Here is a 15,972-nt window from a genome sequence, read left to right as displayed (position 1 = left end):
TGTTCATGGCCTCATGGCTGCGGCGGATGCCGTGCCGTATCGCGCAGGATGCGCACGAAATTCTGCACGGTCGACGCGCGCTCGCGCGGGCGATGTACGAGTGCGATGGTTGTGTGCAGCGAGCCGCCCTTGAGTGCGTGGTAGGTCACGCCCTTGGCCTGGATCTGCCGCATCGACGACGGAATCAGCGTGACGCCAAAGCCGGCCGCGGCCATATTGACGGTCGAGGAAATCTGCGGCGATTCCATGCTGATGACCGGATTGAAGCCCGACGCGCGACACGCGCTGATAATCGAATCGTAGAGATCGGGGCCAATGGCGCGCGGAAACAGAATCAGCGGATCGCCCGCGAGATCGGCCAGATCGAGGCTGCGGCGGCGCGCGAGACGATGGCGCGGCGGCAACACGGCGAGCACGTCTTCTTCGACGAGCGGCTGAGTCTCCAGACCGCGGCAATCCAGCGGCAGCCGCACGAACGCGGCATCCACGCGGGCCTCGCTCACACGTTCGAGCAGCACCGAACTATTGCTCTCCTCGCAGCCGATCGCCACGCCCGGATACGCACTGCGGTAGCGCTGCAACAGCGTGGCCACGAGCGGATGGAACACGGTCGAGCCCGCGAAGCCCAGATTGAGCCGCCCGGTTTCACCGCGCCCGGCATTCTGCGCCTCGGCCAGCGCCAGATCGGCATCTTCGACGATACGCCGCGCGCGCTCGCGAAAGAGCCGGCCCGTTTCGGTCAGTTCGACATGGCGCGAATGGCGCACGAACAGGCGCGTGCCGACCTCTTTTTCGAGCTTCATAATCTGCTGGCTCAGGGGCGGCTGTGCGATGCCGAGCACGCGCGCGGCCTCGCTGAAGTGCAGATGTTCGGCGACGGCGAGAAAATAGCGGAGCTGGCGCAGTTCCATATGTTTTTCGTCTTGATGCGATCCGCGCAGTGTGGACCGTATCGACGCCCGCGTCCATTCGGCCGAACGGCGAATGCGAAAAACACCCGCAATCAGGCAGCAAAAAGCGTGACGCTCAGCCCGCGCCCATACGTGTTTCGTCGACGAATTTTTCGGTGGCATCGTCGATCTTGCGGCCCCGGCGCCCGCTCGGGCCGTGGATATAGACGGTTTTCATATCGGTCTGGGGCGCCCCTGTCGCAGCAGGCGGCGGCGTCATCTCGTAGTCCACACGGCGCGCGTGATCGGCCAGTTGCAGGCGCGGATCGAAGACCGAATTGAACTTCCAGAGCATGCGTACGAAGTTGGTCTGGCCGCGCAGCAGCAGATGCGCAGCCTGCCCCATCGCGCCACGCAGCGCGGTCCAGCCCAGATGCTTGCGGTTGAGCACTTGTTGCGTGCGCACCAATTCCGCGTAGAACTCGGGCAGCGGCAAGCGCGTGGGCACCACCGCATGCTGAATGTCATAGAGCCGGTAATCGAGGCTCGTCAAACGGCGCGACTCTTGCTGCCAGTTCTCCGTGCCCGGATATGGCGTATTCACGCTGATATTCACGATCTCGGGAATGTCCAGGCACCACTGGCGGATCGTCTCGAAGCGCGCATGGTCCCAGTCGGGATCGGCGATCAGGTTCACGGCCACCGTGATGCCCAGCGAGCGCGCGAACTCCAGCGCCTCGAAATTGCGGTCGAGGCTGATGCGCTTGCGAAACGCCTTGAGCCCCTCCTCGTCGATCGCCTCCAGACCCAGGAACATATATTTGAGCCCGAGCGTCTGCCAGGCACGGAACACGTCCTTGTTGCGCAGGAGCACGTCGCCGCGCGTTTCCAGGTAATAGCGTTTCTTGATGCCACGTTGACGGATCGCATCGGCGATCGCCATGCCGTGTTCGGCGTGCACGAAGGCCACATCGTCGACGATAAACACGCCCGGCTCGCGCAGCGCGGCCAGCTCCTCCACCACGACTTCGGGGCTGCGCGTGCGGTAACTGCGCCCATAGAAGGTCCATGCGCTGCAAAACGTGCAGTCCCACGGGCAACCGCGCGCGAATTCGATCGAGGCGCACGGGTCGAGCGTGCCGATGAAGTATTTGCGCCGGTGGCGCAGCAGATCGCGCGCGGGTTTCACGCCATCGAGATGCTCGACGAAACGCGGCGGCGGACCCGAGCCTTCGCGCGCCACCACGCCGGGCACCGCGAGCAGATCGCCGCCTTGTGTGACCGTCGCAAGCAGATCGTTGATCGACGCCTCGCCTTCGCCGCGCAAAATGCAGTCGATTGCGCCATCGGCATGACGCAGCAGATCGGGCGCCGTAAACGACACGCTATGGCCGCCCACGAACACGAAGCACGAAGGCAGCGCCGCTTTGACGGCCTTCGACAGATCGACGATTTCGGGGATATTGGCCAGATAATTGCCCGAAAAGCAAAGCGCTTCGGGCCGCCATTCGCGCACGAGGCGCATCAGGTCGCGATGGCTTTCGACCTGGAGGTCGAGCAGGCGCACGTCGTGACCCGCGTCGCGCGCCGCGCCGGCCACCGATTCGAGACCCAGCGGTTCGAGCCGCAGGAACACGCGCGTGTACATCAGCCCGCTCGGGTGGACCGCAAGCAATCTCATGAAACCTCCTCGCACGGCGGTTGCGTGACACGGCTGCACCGGGCGAGTCTACGCGCCTTCGCGCGCGCCCGCTTCAGAAGCTGCCGAACAGCGAGCCCAGCACGATCACCACGGCCAGGGCCAGAATCGCGCCCACGATGCTCACGACCACGATGTCGCGATAGCTCTCGCGATGGGTCGAACCGCACACGGCCAGCAGCGTGACCACCGCGCCGTTGTGCGGCAGGCTGTCGAGCGTGCCCGACGAAATCACCGCAACGCGATGCAGCAGCGCGGGATCGATATGGTGCTGCGCGGCCAGTTGCATATAAGTGCTGCCAAGCGCGTCGAGCGCAATCGTGAGTCCGCCCGAGGCCGAACCGGTGAGGCCCGCGAGCAGATTCGTCGCCACCGCGAGCGAGACGAGCGGGCCGCCGCCGATGCCGAGCACCCAGTCGCGCACGACCTCGAACGCGGGCAGCGCGGCGATCACCGCGCCGTAGCCCACCAGACTGCCGACGCTGAGCACGGGCAAGACGGCCGCGTTCGCGCCCGCATCGACGCTTTCGCGCAGCGCGCCCAGGCGCCCACGATTGAGCGCGACGAGCACGAGAATGCCGAGCGCGAGCGCCACCGAGACGCCCCACACGCCCGAGACGCCGTGGAGCGTCGTTGCGCCCCAGCGCGGTTCGGCGAGATACGAGGCGTCGATGCGCGGGAACACCACGACGTTCATCACGAAGTTCATCGCCACGACCACCGCGAGCGGCGCAAGCGCGACCCAGGGCGGCGGCGGACCTGCGTAGTCTGAGGAATCCGCGCCGCTGTCGATCTCGGCGGGATCGAAGGTCTGCGCGACGTTGGCGCGCTCGCGCACCAGCGGGGACTTGCCGCGCGTATCGTCGTCGGCGCCGCCGCCGGCGGGCTCGATGAAGCCTTCGCCGTTGCGGCGCGCCGCGGCCGCTGAGCGGCCGAGCCACCAGAGCCCGAAGCCCGCCATCACGATCGTCGCGACGATGCCGAGTCCGGGCGCTGCGAACGGCGTGGTGCCGAAGAACGGCATCGGAATCGCGTTTTGCAGCGCGGGCGTGCCGGGCAGCGCCGACATCGTGAACGTGGCGGTGCCGAGCATGATCGCGGCCGGCATCAGGCGGCGCGGAATATCGGCGGAACGGAACAGCGCCTGGGCCATCGGCGCGAGCACGAAGAAGGCCACGAACAGGCTCACGCCGCCATAGGTGACTAGCGCGCCGCCCAGCACCACCGCCGCGAGCGCATGGCGGGTGCCGAGCCGGTCGATCATGAACTGCGCGACGGCGTCCACCGAGCCGCTGTCCTCCATCAGCTTGCCAAACAGCGAGCCGAGCAGGAACAACGGGAAGAACTGTGCGAGAAAACGGCCCGTGCTGGGCATGAAGGTCTGGGTCCAGTGCGCGAGCACGGGCTGGCCGGAGATCAGCGCCGCCACCATCGCGCAGAGCGGTGCGAGCAGCAGCACGCTCCAGCCGCGGTACGCAAGCCAGATGAGCAGCGCGAGGCTCGCCAGCATGCCCGTGAGACCGAGCGCCAGTGCGCCGCCGCTCATTGGCCCACCTCGCCTGACAGCGGTGCGATGCGGGTGGCGCAAGACGTCGTGTCGCGTTCGGCGGGCATGGCGGCTCCGTGGCTCGTGGACCAGCGGCGAGGTTACAGGAAAACCCGAATCCGGCTCGCGCGGGTGCCGCAGCCGCGGCGGCTGGCGCGTTTGATAGACTGGGTATCCTTTTTTGTTTCGGCGCTATCGCGTCGAAATCGCCATCGCCGTGTCTGAAGCCCGCCCGCTGCCACATCTGCTGACCGAGATCCGTGCCTGTCGCGCGTGCGCTGATGCGCTACCGCTCGGCCCGCGTCCAGTGTTGCAAGCCAGCTCGAGCGCGCGTCTTTTGATCATCGGTCAAGCGCCGGGGGCGAAGGTGCACGCTTCGGGGATCCCGTGGGACGACGCGAGCGGCAAGCGCCTGCGTTCATGGCTCGGCATCGACGCCGACCGCTTCTATGACGCCGCGCACGTCGCCCTCGTGCCGATGGGCTTCTGCTATCCAGGCCGTGGTGGCGGCGGCGACAATCCGCCGAGGCCCGAATGCGCAGCGCTTTGGCACGCGCGCCTTTTCGCCCTGCTGCCCGAGGTGCGGTTGACGCTACTGGTCGGCCAGTACGCGCAGCGTTACGTGCTGGGCGATCGGCGCAAGGCCACGCTCACGGAAACGGTGCAGGCGTGGCGCGAATATGGTCCGGCCATCGTGCCGCTACCGCATCCCTCGCCGCGCAATCAGGGGTGGTTCAAGCGTCATCCGTGGTTCGAGCATGAAGTGCTGCCGGCGTTGCGCGAACGCGTTACGGCATCGCTGGCCGATGCGCGTGCAATACCTCACGAAAATTCCAACGACAAGGAGAACGAACGATGAGCGTAGCGAAGATCGCCATTCAGCGCGTCTACGAGCCGCTGCCCGAAGGCGGCGAAACGTGCTTTCTGGTGGATCGGCTCTGGCCGCGCGGCATCCGCAAGGAACGGCTCGCGGGAGTCACATGGGCCAAGGAGGCCGCGCCGAGCACGGCGCTGCGCCAGTGGTTTCACGCCAGCGAGCACGACGCGGCGCAGTGGGACGAATTCAGGCAGCGTTATCTGGCCGAACTCGACGCGAACCACGACGCGTGGGCGCCGCTCGTCGAGGCCAGCCAGTTGGGTGCGATCGTGCTGCTCTACGGCGCGCAAAACACCGAACAGAATCACGCGGTCGTGCTGCGCGATTTTCTGCTGAAAAAGCGGCGCCACGCGTGACGCCGCTTTCTACCCCTTAAAACACGGCCTTAAAACAGGTAAAGCCCCGCGATAAACACCGCGCCCGAAAACAGCAGCGTGGTCACGCAATAGCCCATGATGTCGCGCACGCCGAGGCCTGCGATTGCGAGCGCGGGCAGCGCCCAGAACGGTTGCGCCATATTGGTCCACGCTTCGCCGTAGGCAATCGCCATCGCCGACTTGCCGAGGTCCGCGCCCAGCGCCTGCGCCGCCGGCATCACGAACGGCCCCTGCACGACCCAGTGACCGCCGCCCGAAGGCACCGCGAAGTTGATGACCGCCGAACTCAGGAACGCTAGCAGCGGGAAGGTGTGCACGTTGGCGATATCGACGAACCATTTCGTGATGACGCCCGCGAGGCCCGAGTGGTCCATCAGCGCCTGGATGCCCGCGTAGAACGGGAACTGGATCATGATGCCCGAGGCGCCGCGCGCCGCGCCTGCCACGGCGCGTGCATAGGCCATGGGCGTTTTGTGCAGGACGAGACCGGCGGCGAGGAACACGAGGTTCACAGTGTCGATGTCGAGCGCGAAGCCCTTCGCGTGGAAACGCAAGCCGAGAAACACCGCGCACAACGCCGCGACCAGCAGCGAAAGCGCACGGCTTTCCTCGATGCGCTCGGCGAAGGTCGCATCGGGCCCGAGCTTGCGCTCGACCGTGGGCGGGTCTTCGAGCAACGCCGGATCGACCGAGACGACGTCCTCGGGCTTGGGCATCATCAGGCGCACGAGAATCGGCAGCATCACGATCAGCCCGATCGTGATGAACGCGTTATAGCCCGTGAAAATGGTGTGCGAGACGGGAATCAGGCCGATGGTCTTTTCCATCGGATTGCCCTTGGTGGCCGCAACCAGCGGCACCGAACCCGAGAGCCCGCCGTGCCACGTCAGAAAACCCATGTACGCGGCCGCGACCAGCAGCCGGTAATCGGTGCCGCGCACGCGACGCGCCACTTCGCGCGAGAACATCGCGCCCAGCACCAGACCGAAACCCCAGTTGATCGCGCAGGCCACGGCGCCCACGAAGGCGACCAGCATCACGCCCTGCCCCGGCGTGCGCGCGCAGCTTGCGAGCGCAACCAGCAGGCGCTTGACCGGGCCGGAGCTGGCCAGCGCGTGGCCCGTCACGAGAATCAGCACCATCTGCATCGCAAAGGCGAGCAGATTCCAGAAACCCGAGCCCCACATCATGATGAGCGCGTCGGGCGGTTGCGGCGTCAAGGCAAACGCCAGCACGAAGGTCACGACGGTCAAGAGGATGGCGAAGATGAGCGGGTCCGGTAAAAACCGGTGCACCACGCCCGTGAAAAATCCCGCAATGCGTTGAATCACTTGTCTGCTCCTGGTCTTTCTCTATTTCTGATCTTTCTGATTCGAGTCCGGCCTCAGGCATCACATGGAGCGCCGCCCGGGCCGAGTCGCGATTCTTGCACAATGCGGTTTTTTTCGTGTGACGCCGCTCAGGCGCCATAGCCGCCGGAATATCCCGAAATATTGCGATTGGCGCGGTCATGCGACGAAATAAGCCGTTACATGCGTAGCCGCGTCAAAAAACCCTTATCTGTTACCGTAGTGCCTGATATCGCAATAAAAATTCACCGGGCAGTTCAACCACGGAGGAGCAGCGATGCGCAAGCAGCTCGTCGGTGCGACGCTCGCCGGTCTGGCCGCCGTATTCGCGGCCCCGGCGCCAGCGCTCGCACAGAGCCAGGGGTTCACCAGCACGACCGTCAATCTCTACGCCGGGCCCGCCGGCGACTATCCCGTCGTGGCCCAGGTGCCAGGCGGCGTCTCGCTCGCCGTGATGGGCTGCGTGGCCGGCTATAGCTGGTGCGACGTGAGCCTCCCCGGCCTGCGCGGCTGGGTCTACGGCAGCTATATCTCGTACCCGTACCAGGGCGCACGCGTGCCGCTGATGACTTACGGCGCGGCCATCGGTCTGCCGATCCTCACCTTCTCGATTGGCGCGTATTGGGGCAACTATTATCGTGACCGGCCCTGGTACAACAATCAGGCGCGCTGGAACCGGCATCCCGGCCCGCGGCCGGGACCGCCGCCTGCGGTGCGCCCGCCTTCTCATGGCGCGCGGCCGCCCGGCGGCCATCCCGGCAACCGGCCGGGCGCGGGCAATGGCCATCAGAACCGTCCGCCGAACAACGGCGCCCGACCTCCCGGAAACAGCGGGGCGCGGCCTCCTGGCCAGGGCGGCGCCCGACCGCCGGGCAATAGCGGTGCACGTCCGCCCGGAGGTGGAGGCCGACCGCCTGGCGGCGGTGGAGGTGGAGGCGGCGGAAACCGGCCGCCCGGCGGCGGTGGCGGGGGCGGCGGTCGCCCCGGCAATTAAGTGACCCGGATCAGGGCGGAATCAGAAACGGTAGCCGATGCCGCCCATGATCACATCGGTATCGCGGCTGTAGCGCGTGACGACGCGGTTCCACGTCACGCGCGTCGACCAATGCTGCGTGAGACGGTACGACGCCGACACGGAAACCAGGCCCGACAGGATGCCGTCACCGGTATCGCGATCGTCGCCATTCTGGCCGTGATGGATCGCGGCATACAGCCCTGCGCCAAAGCCGAGCGTGAGGCGGTCGTCGAGAAACGCGCGGGTTAGCCAGAGTTGCGCGGTGCCGCCGTCGCGCCGCGCGGTGATGCCGCTGCCCTCGTGCAGATATCCGATGGTGCCGTCGAGCCAGTGCGTGAGCCCGCGCCGGTATTCGATGGCTTCGGCCGCGGAAGTCTGCGATTCCAGGCTGTTGAGGATCGTCTCGCCCGCCATCAACGTAATTTCGTTATTCGTGACATCGTGCGTGCGCGGCAACGCGAAATCGCGCGGGCCGGGTGTATCGGGCGCATCGAGCTGATAGCCGATGCCAAGCATCACCGCCGTGGTGGACGGTCCATGCGTCACCTGCACGCGATCGAGTTGCAGGTTGGCCGTCCAACGGTGCGTTGCATACCACGTGGCGCGCGCGCTGTAGACCACACCCCAGCCGTGCGTATTGGAATAGCCCTCGCCCTGTTTGGCGGCTTCCGTGTCGAAGTAACGATATGGCCCGGCGCCCAGCGCGAACACGAGACGCCGCTGTGCGAGCGGCAAGCGCGCCCAGGCCTGAAATGTCTGCCCGTCGCGGTGATGATCGGGAATATGGCCTTCATTGAGCCAGGAGATGCTGCCGGCGAAATATGGCCCGAAGCCCTCCAGATAATTCATTTCCCACGAATACGTGTGGTCGGCGCCACTCCTGAGCGGCCCGGCAAACAGCGTGAACTCCTGCGCGAACGCGCTATCGCACGAGGCCGACAACGTCGCGACGGCAATCGCGAACCCCCATGCTCGTTTCATTTTCGAACTTTCCCGGCGATAAATAGACGTGATCAAGCGGTCGATCTTCGAATCGATTTTCTCCGCATACGTCTATTTACCTTAGCATGCAAAATGCATACATGCGCATTGGAAACGCTTTCGCTTGATCTCTTTGAATTACGAAATCTAACGACGTCGCTTCATATTTTTCGATTTTATAATTTGGATTGCTAACTATGATCGATGAAAAAATACCGCACCAAAGTGCGGCATTTCATTGCGCCGATTAGTGCGCGCGGTGGCAGACTCGCACCGGGTGATGATTGTGATTCTCGACGTGACACACTTCGTGATGATTCGGTGCGGCAACGGCGACCAGCGGTGCGGCCAGCGCGGCGCAGAGCATCAGGGCGGACAGACGGGCGAACGGCTTGACAACGGCTTTCATGGACAGACTCTCGGACAATGCAGAGGTTTTTGAAATGAGAGCCGGCACTGTATCGCAGAGTGCGCGCAATTTCGTTACAGCTTTGTAACGGGCGTAGCGCTGGATGTCGAACGCTTGACAAGCGACGCGCGGCGGCCAGCCGAGCGCCTACGTTGGGCCGTTGTCAATTGGCGCCCTGCCCGCCGGCACGCTCCGAATGACCATACGGCTCGTCGTGCCTTGCGTATGTAAGCCGACGCAATAATTCCTGGCCGCGCATCGTCAGGCGCGGTGCGTAGCCGCGTTCGTCTTCGTCCATTTCGACGAGCTGGTAGCGCGCAAGCGCCATGAAGTCGGCATCGAGTGTCTGGAGCGGCGCGCTGGCGTCGCGAATCAGCAGCAGCGCCGCCAGTTCGTGATGACTGAGCATCGAAATTCTCCTGTTCAGATCTCACCGTGCAAATCAGCATAGCGGTCAAAACGTACAGTTTCGCTACAGTCGTGTTTCACTGCGTTACCGCGCGATCGTTGATCAAAAAGTAATAATGTCGCCATGAAAAATGGCGCATAGAGAATGCGGTTTAATGAATTTTAAATTCCGATATTTGTATTTCAATGCAAATATCGGAATCCTGATTATTATTTTTATGCCAGCAGTGGAACTAGTGCATATGCATGCCGCCGTTGATGGCGATATCCGCACCGGTGATGAAGCCCGCGTCATCCGAGCAGAGAAACGCGACCAGCGCCGCCACCTCGTCGGGCTGGCCCAGACGTCCGATGGGAATCTGCGGCAAGATGCGCTGCTGCATGACGTCGGCGGGTACGGCTTCAACCATTTGCGTCGCGAGATAGCCGGGCGAGACCGTATTCACCGTCACGCCCTTTTTCGCCACTTCCAGTGCCAACGCCTTCGTGAAGCCGTGCAGCCCCGCCTTGGCCGCCGAATAGTTGGCTTGCCCGAAAGCGCCGCGCGAACCGTTGACAGAGCCGATATTCACGACGCGCCCAAAACCGCGTTCGAGCATGCCGGGCACGAAGGGCTTGGTCACGTTGAACAGCGAATCGAGGTTCGTGCGCATGACGGCGTCCCAGTCGGCTTTCGTCATTTTTGCGAAGCCCCGGTCGCTGGTGATGCCCGCGTTGTTCACCAGAATATCGACACGGCCGAGATCGCTCAGCACGCGTGCGCCCACCTGTTGGCAGGCGTCGAAGTCGGCGACATCGAGCGAATAGGCGTGAAATTGCCGCCCTGCTGAGCGTTCGGCGTCGAGCCAGGTGGCCATGCGATCGTTGCCCTTCGAGCAGGAAAGCGCGACGGTGACGCCCGCGTCGGCGAGACGCCGGCTGATGGCCGCGCCAAGGCCGCCCATGCCGCCCGTGATAAATGCGATCCGTTCGGCGCCCATGCTAGCCCCCGTGCGCGTGGGTCTGCGTCGGGGCCGCACCGCTTGCGGCCGACATCGCGCGTTCGAAGGCCGCCATCCAGTCGCGCATCGGCAACGCCACGCCGCCCGGGGTGGCCGCCGCTACCGCGCCGGGTTGTAGCCCCGCGAACGTGTCCTGCCACTGCTGCAACATGTCGCGCGCAAGATTGGCCCAGGCGCCCGAGCCCTGCACCGTCGCCGCCGCGCTTTCCTGCCAGAGCGCCGCACTCGCCATCAGATAGTCGCGCCAGATAGTCTGGCTCGCCGCGCCGAAATCGCTCCAGCTTTGCGCGCCGCGCAGCGACTCGATCGTGCCGTCCAGCACGGCCTGATCGCGCGCGATGCGGCGCTGCAACAGATTCACGACCTGCGCGCGCCATTGCTGCTGCTGAACCAGCCATTGCAGCGCAGCAGACGCGCTGCTGCGATAAGCATCGAACGACGGATGGGAAGCATTGGGCATGATCGGTTTTCCTTTTGACAGCGCTTTGCCTGGTACGGAACAGAAACGATTTCACGCCGCCGCGCCACGGCGGCAGCGTGAAAAACACCAAGGGTTGACGCAGAGAACGACGATGTCTGAAGCGGCTTCAGAGGATCGTTTAACGATGACGCAGCGCCCAAATTGCAGTGCAACAAACCTGCGACTCGACGCACAGATAATTCGGAGTCCGGTTCAATTCGTGGACGCAAGGCCAAGCCACATCATAGGCATGATAGCCGCGCGGCGCTCGAAGAATTGTTCCAGCCCGTTTGATCAAAATCTAATATAGAGATATTTGATCGACGCAAAATGCTCAGTGAATCGGCCTAAGCATTTATTTTCCGATTCGGCGATGCGATATCGACACGCTTCGTCAGGCCGCCTCGCTCGCCTGGGTCGCATCTTCGCGCACGAGCATGACAGGCCGGTCGGCGATGCGCAAAAACGACTCCGCCACACTGCCGAGCAACAGCCGTTTCACACCCGACAAACCGCGCGTGCCGAGCACGACCAGATCGGCGTCCTCTTCCGCGGCGATGCGCAGGATCACGGCGGCGATCTCCTCGCCGCTCGAATCGGCAGCGCGCGTCGTGCCGGTGATGCCGGCCTGTGCGAACACGGTCTTTGCTTCTTCGAGTGCCGCCGTGGCGGCATCGGCTTCGGCGGACTGGCGCGTCTGCTCTTCCGCGAACCCCGTGCTGATATCGACGAGGCGCGCCGGATGCTGAACCACGCACAGCGCCTGGACCGCGCCACCTGTCGCTTTCGCGACCTTCACGGCCTCGTCGAGTGCGCGGCGTCCGCCGCGGCTACCGTCGACCGCCACCAGAATCTGCTTGTACATGATCACCCCCCGGGCATCGCCCATGATGGCGCGCAGGCCGCGAAACGGCCCGCACAACCGGAATGTCTGCGTCGCGATATTGCCCTCTTACTCTCTTACCTGCCGCGCATCGCGACGGCCTTTAAATAGATAAGGCCAAATCCACGCGCCGCGCTGCGGCACGTCGTCGCCCTATGCATCAATGCGCTTATCGCTACGCCTCGCGCATCGTCAGCACGGCCGCCCCCGTGAGGCGGCCCGCACGCAGATCGGCAAGGGCGTCGTTCGCGCGCGCGAGCGGATACGGCGTGGTCTCGATCTCCAGCGTGTGGCGCGCGGCGATCGCCATGAACGCCGCGCCGTCGTCGCGCGTGAGGTTCGCCACTGAAACGATACGGCGCTCCTCCCACAGCCACGCGTAGGGAAACGACGGGATATCGCTCATGTGGATACCGCCGCAGACGACCGTGCCGCCCTTCGTCACGGTCCGCAACGCCGCGGGCACGAGCGCGCCGACCGGCGCAAAGAGGAGCGCGGCGTCGAGCGGCTCGGGCGGCGTTTCGTCGCTACCGCCCGCCCAGATAGCGCCGAGCCGCAGGGCGAAGCGCTGGGCGGCCTCGTCGCCCGGGCGCGTGAATGCGTACACCGTGCGCCCCTGATGCCGCGCGACCTGCGCGACGATATGCGCCGCCGCGCCAAATCCATAAATGCCGATATGTCGAATACGCGACGCGTCGCCCGCGAGCACGAGCGTGCGATAGCCGATCAGCCCCGCGCAAAGCAGGGGCGCGGCCTCGACGTCGCTGTACTGGCGCGGCAGATGGAAGCAGTAATGCGCGTCGGCGACGACGCGTTCGGCATAGCCGCCGTCGAGGGTATAGCCCGTGAAAGCCGGCGCATCGCAGAGATTCTCTCGCCCGGCGAGGCAGAAACGGCAATGCCCGCAGGTATGGCCGAGCCACGGCACGCCCACGCGATCGCCCGGCGCGAACCCCGTCACGCCCGCCCCGAGCGCGGCCACAGTACCGACGATCTCGTGCCCCGGAATCACGGGGCGCTTCGGTTCGGTCAGGTCGCCATCGACCACATGCAGATCGGTGCGACATACGCCGCAGGCATGCACGTCGATCAGCAACTCGCCCGCTTTCGGGACCGGATCGGGCAGTTCCGTCTCACGCAGTAGCGGGCTCGTTCCGTCGAACAGCATCGCTCGCATCGTCATCCTCCTCGCGTTGCGCGTTGGGTCGTCGTTGCGTTTCAGGTTGCGCTTCAGATTCCTTTGCCAGCGCGTTATCCATCGCCTTTTTAATGTTACGCGGTCGGCCAGCAGGCGGCGATCGACGTGTACGCCGGCTGGCGCGCCGCCAAACCAGGACATGGCGTCGAACCGCTGGTCGGCCGTGTTCGACGTGACGGGGCACACCGCTGAGCCGCGGTGGATTCGGGCGTCAGGCTCACCGCGGCATCGGACGGCCGAACACGCGGGCGAACGCGGTGACGAACTGGTCGAGGCGATTCGAGTCGAGGCAGTCGATGCCCGCCGCGCCCACCCGGCCATTGCCGCCGGGGAAGGCGCGGCAGAGTTCGTCCGCGCCGCGCGGGCACTCGAGCGGCGCGCGTACGCTCACGGCGTAATTGCCGTCCGGGTTGACGCTCAGCACCGCATGCGCGTGGGCCGGCTCTTCGATCGCGAGCGCATTGGCGAACACGCCGCGCACGCGCCGCGCCCACGGTTCGTCGGGCAAAACGCAAACGCTGCCGTATTGCAAGGCGATCAGCGGCGTGATCTGCTGGGCGCGCACCAGGTCGTCGTCGCGGCACGCCGAGAGGCGTTCGAGCAGCGGCTCGCTGGCGATGAATTCGAACGGGTCGGCATAGGGCTTGAGCGCCTCGTAGAGCGCCGTGGGCGTGATGAACAGGTCGTCGACGCTATCGCCGTAGGCGTTGTAGTTGATCGCCTCGCCCAGTTCGCACAGTTCTTCGATCTGCTCTTCGGTGTAGTCGCCCATTTCCGCGAGCGCGCGCGCGGTCCTGGGGAGGTTGTCGCCGAACGCCGCCGCGATTGCCCAAGGACGATACTGGCCTTGCAGATGGCGATCGACCAGCACGCTAGTGCAAACGTGCGCCGTGGTGTCGATGTGCGCCATGAGGTTGACGTTCATCGGCAGGTCGCCCGCGTGATGATGATCGAAATACTCCACGTGGATGCCCTTGTCGAGCAGCGCGCAGAGCGCCGCGCGATTGGTGTCGAGCGAGATGTCGAGCACCGTGAGCGAGTCGCCGGGCTGGGCCGCCACGCGCTCGACGAGCGCGATGTCGCGCTTCGCACCCGTGACGAGCGTGGCCTCGCGCGGTCGGGCGAGGCGAAGCTGATGGAGCGCGCAGATCCCGTCCGCGTCGCCATTGAATACGTCGAAATGCGCCATGTCCTCTGGATTCCGTTGCGTTAAGCCCGACAGTATCGCGCACCGATGGTTATTCCCACAAAGGGCAATTAAGACGAGCGCGTTTTCAGAATGCAATGCGACAGCCGCCCCAGGCGTGGGCGACCGTCAGGCGCGCGTCAACGCAAAACGGGCAGCGGACTTTTGATCCACTGCCCGTTTGCGGTGCCAGACGGTGACGCTGGTTCGCTGCCGCGCTCAGGTGCGCGCGAGCGGCCAGCGCAACGAAAAGGCGACCGGGAAGCGCGGCGCCCGGCGACCGGCCGGCGCGCGCCACGGCTGCATACGCGCGTTCATGGCTGCGCACATGGCCACGCCTTCGTCGCCGTAGAGGCGCTCCATGGCCTGCTGTACGAGCCCCGCGTCGAACCAGACCTTGAAGCGGCGATGGCAGGTGCGGAAGTCGGGATAGCGATCGGGCAGCTTGGCCCAGACCGAACCGGTTGAGAGCACCCACAGAATGGCTTCGAACACGGCGCGCGGGCAATGCGCCGGACGGCCGCGACGCGGACCGTGGGAACGGTTGTCGTGAAAGAGCGACTCGACGCTGCGCCACTGCGCATCGTTAAGCTCGCGAGAGAGACGAGACTGCATCTGATATTCCAAGTGAGGTTGTCTGACACACAGCGACTAAATTAGCCTCACGTCACTCGGGAAAATATCGGACTATGCTGAAAACGCGATGGAAGCTGGCGCTCGCGCCGCGGCATGCTCTCACGACGCGGGCACGCGCCGATGCCTTCGAAACATATTTAACGCTTGCCCCGCGCTACACTGCCGCATTTGCGACTCGACAGCGCATAGACCATGAAACGCTCCACCGCTCCCGCCACTGAGCCTGCTTCGGCCGCGAAAACCGGTCGCATCCGCGTCGGCATCGGCGGCTGGATCTACGCGCCGTGGCGCGGCACGTTTTATCCCGAAGGCCTCGCCCAGCGCCTCGAACTCGACTATGCGAGCCGCCACCTCGGGTCGATCGAAATCAACAGCACCTACTACGGCGCGCAACGACCGGAGACCTTCAAGCGCTGGCACGACGAGACCCCCGACGATTTCGTTTTCTCCCTGAAGGGTCCGCGCTTCGCCATGAACCGCCGCGTGCTGGCCGAAGCCGGTGCGTCGATCGAGCGCTTTCTGAGCGGCGGCCTGCTGAATCTCGGCGCCAAGCTTGGCCCGATCAACTGGCAACTGATGCCGGGCAAGCAGTTCGATCCCGAGGATTACGCACGATTTCTCGACCTGCTGCCCGACGAGGTCGATGGTCATCCGCTACGTCACGCGCTGGAAGTGCGCCACGAGAGTTTCCGCACCCCGGAATTCGTCGCGCTGGCGCGCAAGCGCCGCGCGGCGATCGTGGTATCGGGCGACTCCGACTACCCGCAGATCGCGGACGCCACCGCGCCCTTCGTCTACGCCCGCATCATGGGCACGGCCGCCAACCGCAAGCTGGGCTACGGGCCAGCCGACCTCGACCGCTGGGTCGAGCGGGCGCTGGCCTGGGCGCAAGGCGGCACGCCCGACGATCTCGACACCTTCGGCAAGCCGCTCGCGGCCAAGGCGGGCCGCGACGTCTATCTCTACGTGATCAGCGGCCACAAGGTGCACAACCCGGCCGCCGCGATGGCGCTGATCGAGCGTCTGCGCAAGCGCGGCTGCGATTAAGCGACCAAGC

The 15,972-nt window shown here is 65.0% G+C and carries 17 protein-coding genes; 4 read left to right on the top strand and 13 right to left on the bottom strand.

Going from position 1 to position 15,972, the window contains the following annotated elements; genetic code table 11:
- Nucleotides 1–11: 11 nt before the first annotated feature.
- From U5782_RS01050 to U5782_RS01040, 3 genes are all read right to left on the bottom strand, one after another.
- The gene (locus tag U5782_RS01050) at nt 12–911 is read right to left on the bottom strand and encodes a LysR family transcriptional regulator (RefSeq protein ID WP_322042010.1); all 900 of its coding nucleotides are present in this window, start codon (nt 909–911) and stop codon (nt 12–14) included.
- A 115-nt stretch (nt 912–1,026) separates the two neighbouring features.
- Nucleotides 1,027–2,571 carry a hopanoid C-3 methylase HpnR gene (gene hpnR, locus U5782_RS01045; RefSeq protein ID WP_322042009.1) on the bottom strand — a complete coding sequence of 515 codons (1,545 nt, stop codon included), beginning with the start codon at nt 2,569–2,571 and terminating at the stop codon, nt 1,027–1,029.
- A 73-nt stretch (nt 2,572–2,644) separates the two neighbouring features.
- A complete protein-coding gene (locus U5782_RS01040) occupies nt 2,645–4,135 on the bottom strand; it encodes a GntP family permease (protein WP_322042008.1) in 1,491 nt (496 codons plus the stop codon).
- Nucleotides 4,136–4,346: 211 nt separating this feature from the next.
- On the opposite strand from U5782_RS01040, the gene U5782_RS01035 reads away from it, so the two are divergent.
- Together U5782_RS01035 and U5782_RS01030 are read left to right on the top strand one after the other, a co-directional pair.
- Nucleotides 4,347–4,994, top strand: coding sequence for a uracil-DNA glycosylase family protein (locus U5782_RS01035; RefSeq protein ID WP_322042512.1), 648 nt, complete (start codon nt 4,347–4,349; stop codon nt 4,992–4,994).
- The gene (locus U5782_RS01030; RefSeq protein WP_322042007.1) at nt 4,991–5,368 is read left to right on the top strand and encodes a DUF488 domain-containing protein; all 378 of its coding nucleotides are present in this window, start codon (nt 4,991–4,993) and stop codon (nt 5,366–5,368) included. The genes U5782_RS01035 and U5782_RS01030 overlap by 4 nt, the downstream gene beginning before the upstream one ends.
- A gap of 29 nt (nt 5,369–5,397) precedes the next feature.
- Here U5782_RS01030 and U5782_RS01025 read toward each other — a convergent pair whose 3' ends face one another.
- Complete coding sequence (locus U5782_RS01025) at nt 5,398–6,720, bottom strand: TIGR00366 family protein (protein WP_322042006.1); 1,323 nt, start codon at nt 6,718–6,720, stop codon at nt 5,398–5,400.
- Between the two features lie 295 nt (nt 6,721–7,015).
- Between U5782_RS01025 and U5782_RS01020 the strand changes: the two genes are divergently transcribed.
- Entirely contained in the window at nt 7,016–7,732 is a 717-nt protein-coding gene (locus U5782_RS01020) for an SH3 domain-containing protein (protein ID WP_322042005.1), read from the top strand.
- Nucleotides 7,733–7,753: 21 nt separating this feature from the next.
- On the opposite strand, the gene U5782_RS01015 is transcribed toward U5782_RS01020, so the two are convergent.
- From U5782_RS01015 to U5782_RS00975, 9 genes are all read right to left on the bottom strand, one after another.
- Complete coding sequence (locus U5782_RS01015) at nt 7,754–8,734, bottom strand: hypothetical protein (RefSeq protein WP_322042004.1); 981 nt, start codon at nt 8,732–8,734, stop codon at nt 7,754–7,756.
- Nucleotides 8,735–8,981: 247 nt separating this feature from the next.
- On the bottom strand, nt 8,982–9,143 hold the full coding sequence (locus U5782_RS01010) for a hypothetical protein (RefSeq protein WP_322042003.1): 162 nt from the start codon (nt 9,141–9,143) through the stop codon (nt 8,982–8,984).
- A gap of 163 nt (nt 9,144–9,306) precedes the next feature.
- Nucleotides 9,307–9,552 (bottom strand): hypothetical protein, encoded by a 246-nt coding sequence (locus tag U5782_RS01005; protein WP_322042002.1) that lies wholly within the window; start codon nt 9,550–9,552, stop codon nt 9,307–9,309.
- Nucleotides 9,553–9,784: 232 nt separating this feature from the next.
- On the bottom strand, nt 9,785–10,531 hold the full coding sequence (gene phbB, locus U5782_RS01000) for an acetoacetyl-CoA reductase (protein WP_322042001.1): 747 nt from the start codon (nt 10,529–10,531) through the stop codon (nt 9,785–9,787).
- A 1-nt stretch (nt 10,532) separates the two neighbouring features.
- Nucleotides 10,533–11,012 carry a hypothetical protein gene (locus U5782_RS00995; protein WP_322042000.1) on the bottom strand — a complete coding sequence of 160 codons (480 nt, stop codon included), beginning with the start codon at nt 11,010–11,012 and terminating at the stop codon, nt 10,533–10,535.
- A gap of 394 nt (nt 11,013–11,406) precedes the next feature.
- Nucleotides 11,407–11,877: a universal stress protein gene (locus U5782_RS00990; protein WP_322041999.1), complete on the bottom strand. Its 471-nt coding sequence runs from the start codon at nt 11,875–11,877 to the stop codon at nt 11,407–11,409.
- A 193-nt stretch (nt 11,878–12,070) separates the two neighbouring features.
- A complete protein-coding gene (locus U5782_RS00985; protein ID WP_322041998.1) occupies nt 12,071–13,072 on the bottom strand; it encodes a zinc-dependent alcohol dehydrogenase family protein in 1,002 nt (333 codons plus the stop codon).
- Nucleotides 13,073–13,310: 238 nt separating this feature from the next.
- Complete coding sequence (locus U5782_RS00980) at nt 13,311–14,282, bottom strand: acetyltransferase (RefSeq protein WP_322041997.1); 972 nt, start codon at nt 14,280–14,282, stop codon at nt 13,311–13,313.
- Between the two features lie 216 nt (nt 14,283–14,498).
- Nucleotides 14,499–14,894, bottom strand: a complete 396-nt coding sequence (locus U5782_RS00975; RefSeq protein ID WP_322041996.1) for a transposase — start codon at nt 14,892–14,894, stop codon at nt 14,499–14,501.
- Between the two features lie 213 nt (nt 14,895–15,107).
- On the opposite strand from U5782_RS00975, the gene U5782_RS00970 reads away from it, so the two are divergent.
- Nucleotides 15,108–15,962 (top strand): DUF72 domain-containing protein, encoded by an 855-nt coding sequence (locus U5782_RS00970; RefSeq protein ID WP_322041995.1) that lies wholly within the window; start codon nt 15,108–15,110, stop codon nt 15,960–15,962.
- The last annotated feature ends 10 nt before the right edge of the window (nt 15,963–15,972 follow it).

Origin of the sequence: Paraburkholderia sp. J67, from assembly GCF_905220265.1 — a bacterium.
GTDB lineage: Bacteria > Pseudomonadota > Gammaproteobacteria > Burkholderiales > Burkholderiaceae > Paraburkholderia.
Note: the sequence above shows the minus strand (reverse complement) of the source record. Positions and strands in the feature narration are given on the sequence as shown.

Coding starts and splice junctions, on each gene's coding strand:
- U5782_RS01040 (WP_322042008.1), bottom strand. CDS start 4,135: ATGAGCGGCGGCGCACTGGCGCTCGGTCTCACGGGCATGCTGGCGAGC.
- U5782_RS00990 (WP_322041999.1), bottom strand. CDS start 11,877: ATGTACAAGCAGATTCTGGTGGCGGTCGACGGTAGCCGCGGCGGACGC.
- U5782_RS01020 (WP_322042005.1), top strand. CDS start 7,016: ATGCGCAAGCAGCTCGTCGGTGCGACGCTCGCCGGTCTGGCCGCCGTA.
- U5782_RS01030 (WP_322042007.1), top strand. CDS start 4,991: ATGAGCGTAGCGAAGATCGCCATTCAGCGCGTCTACGAGCCGCTGCCC.
- U5782_RS01010 (WP_322042003.1), bottom strand. CDS start 9,143: ATGAAAGCCGTTGTCAAGCCGTTCGCCCGTCTGTCCGCCCTGATGCTC.
- U5782_RS00985 (WP_322041998.1), bottom strand. CDS start 13,072: ATGCGAGCGATGCTGTTCGACGGAACGAGCCCGCTACTGCGTGAGACG.
- hpnR (WP_322042009.1), bottom strand. CDS start 2,571: ATGAGATTGCTTGCGGTCCACCCGAGCGGGCTGATGTACACGCGCGTG.
- U5782_RS00995 (WP_322042000.1), bottom strand. CDS start 11,012: ATGCCCAATGCTTCCCATCCGTCGTTCGATGCTTATCGCAGCAGCGCG.
- U5782_RS00980 (WP_322041997.1), bottom strand. CDS start 14,282: ATGGCGCATTTCGACGTATTCAATGGCGACGCGGACGGGATCTGCGCG.
- U5782_RS01050 (WP_322042010.1), bottom strand. CDS start 911: ATGGAACTGCGCCAGCTCCGCTATTTTCTCGCCGTCGCCGAACATCTG.
- U5782_RS01015 (WP_322042004.1), bottom strand. CDS start 8,734: ATGAAACGAGCATGGGGGTTCGCGATTGCCGTCGCGACGTTGTCGGCC.
- phbB (WP_322042001.1), bottom strand. CDS start 10,531: ATGGGCGCCGAACGGATCGCATTTATCACGGGCGGCATGGGCGGCCTT.
- U5782_RS01005 (WP_322042002.1), bottom strand. CDS start 9,552: ATGCTCAGTCATCACGAACTGGCGGCGCTGCTGCTGATTCGCGACGCC.
- U5782_RS00970 (WP_322041995.1), top strand. CDS start 15,108: ATGAAACGCTCCACCGCTCCCGCCACTGAGCCTGCTTCGGCCGCGAAA.
- U5782_RS00975 (WP_322041996.1), bottom strand. CDS start 14,894: ATGCAGTCTCGTCTCTCTCGCGAGCTTAACGATGCGCAGTGGCGCAGC.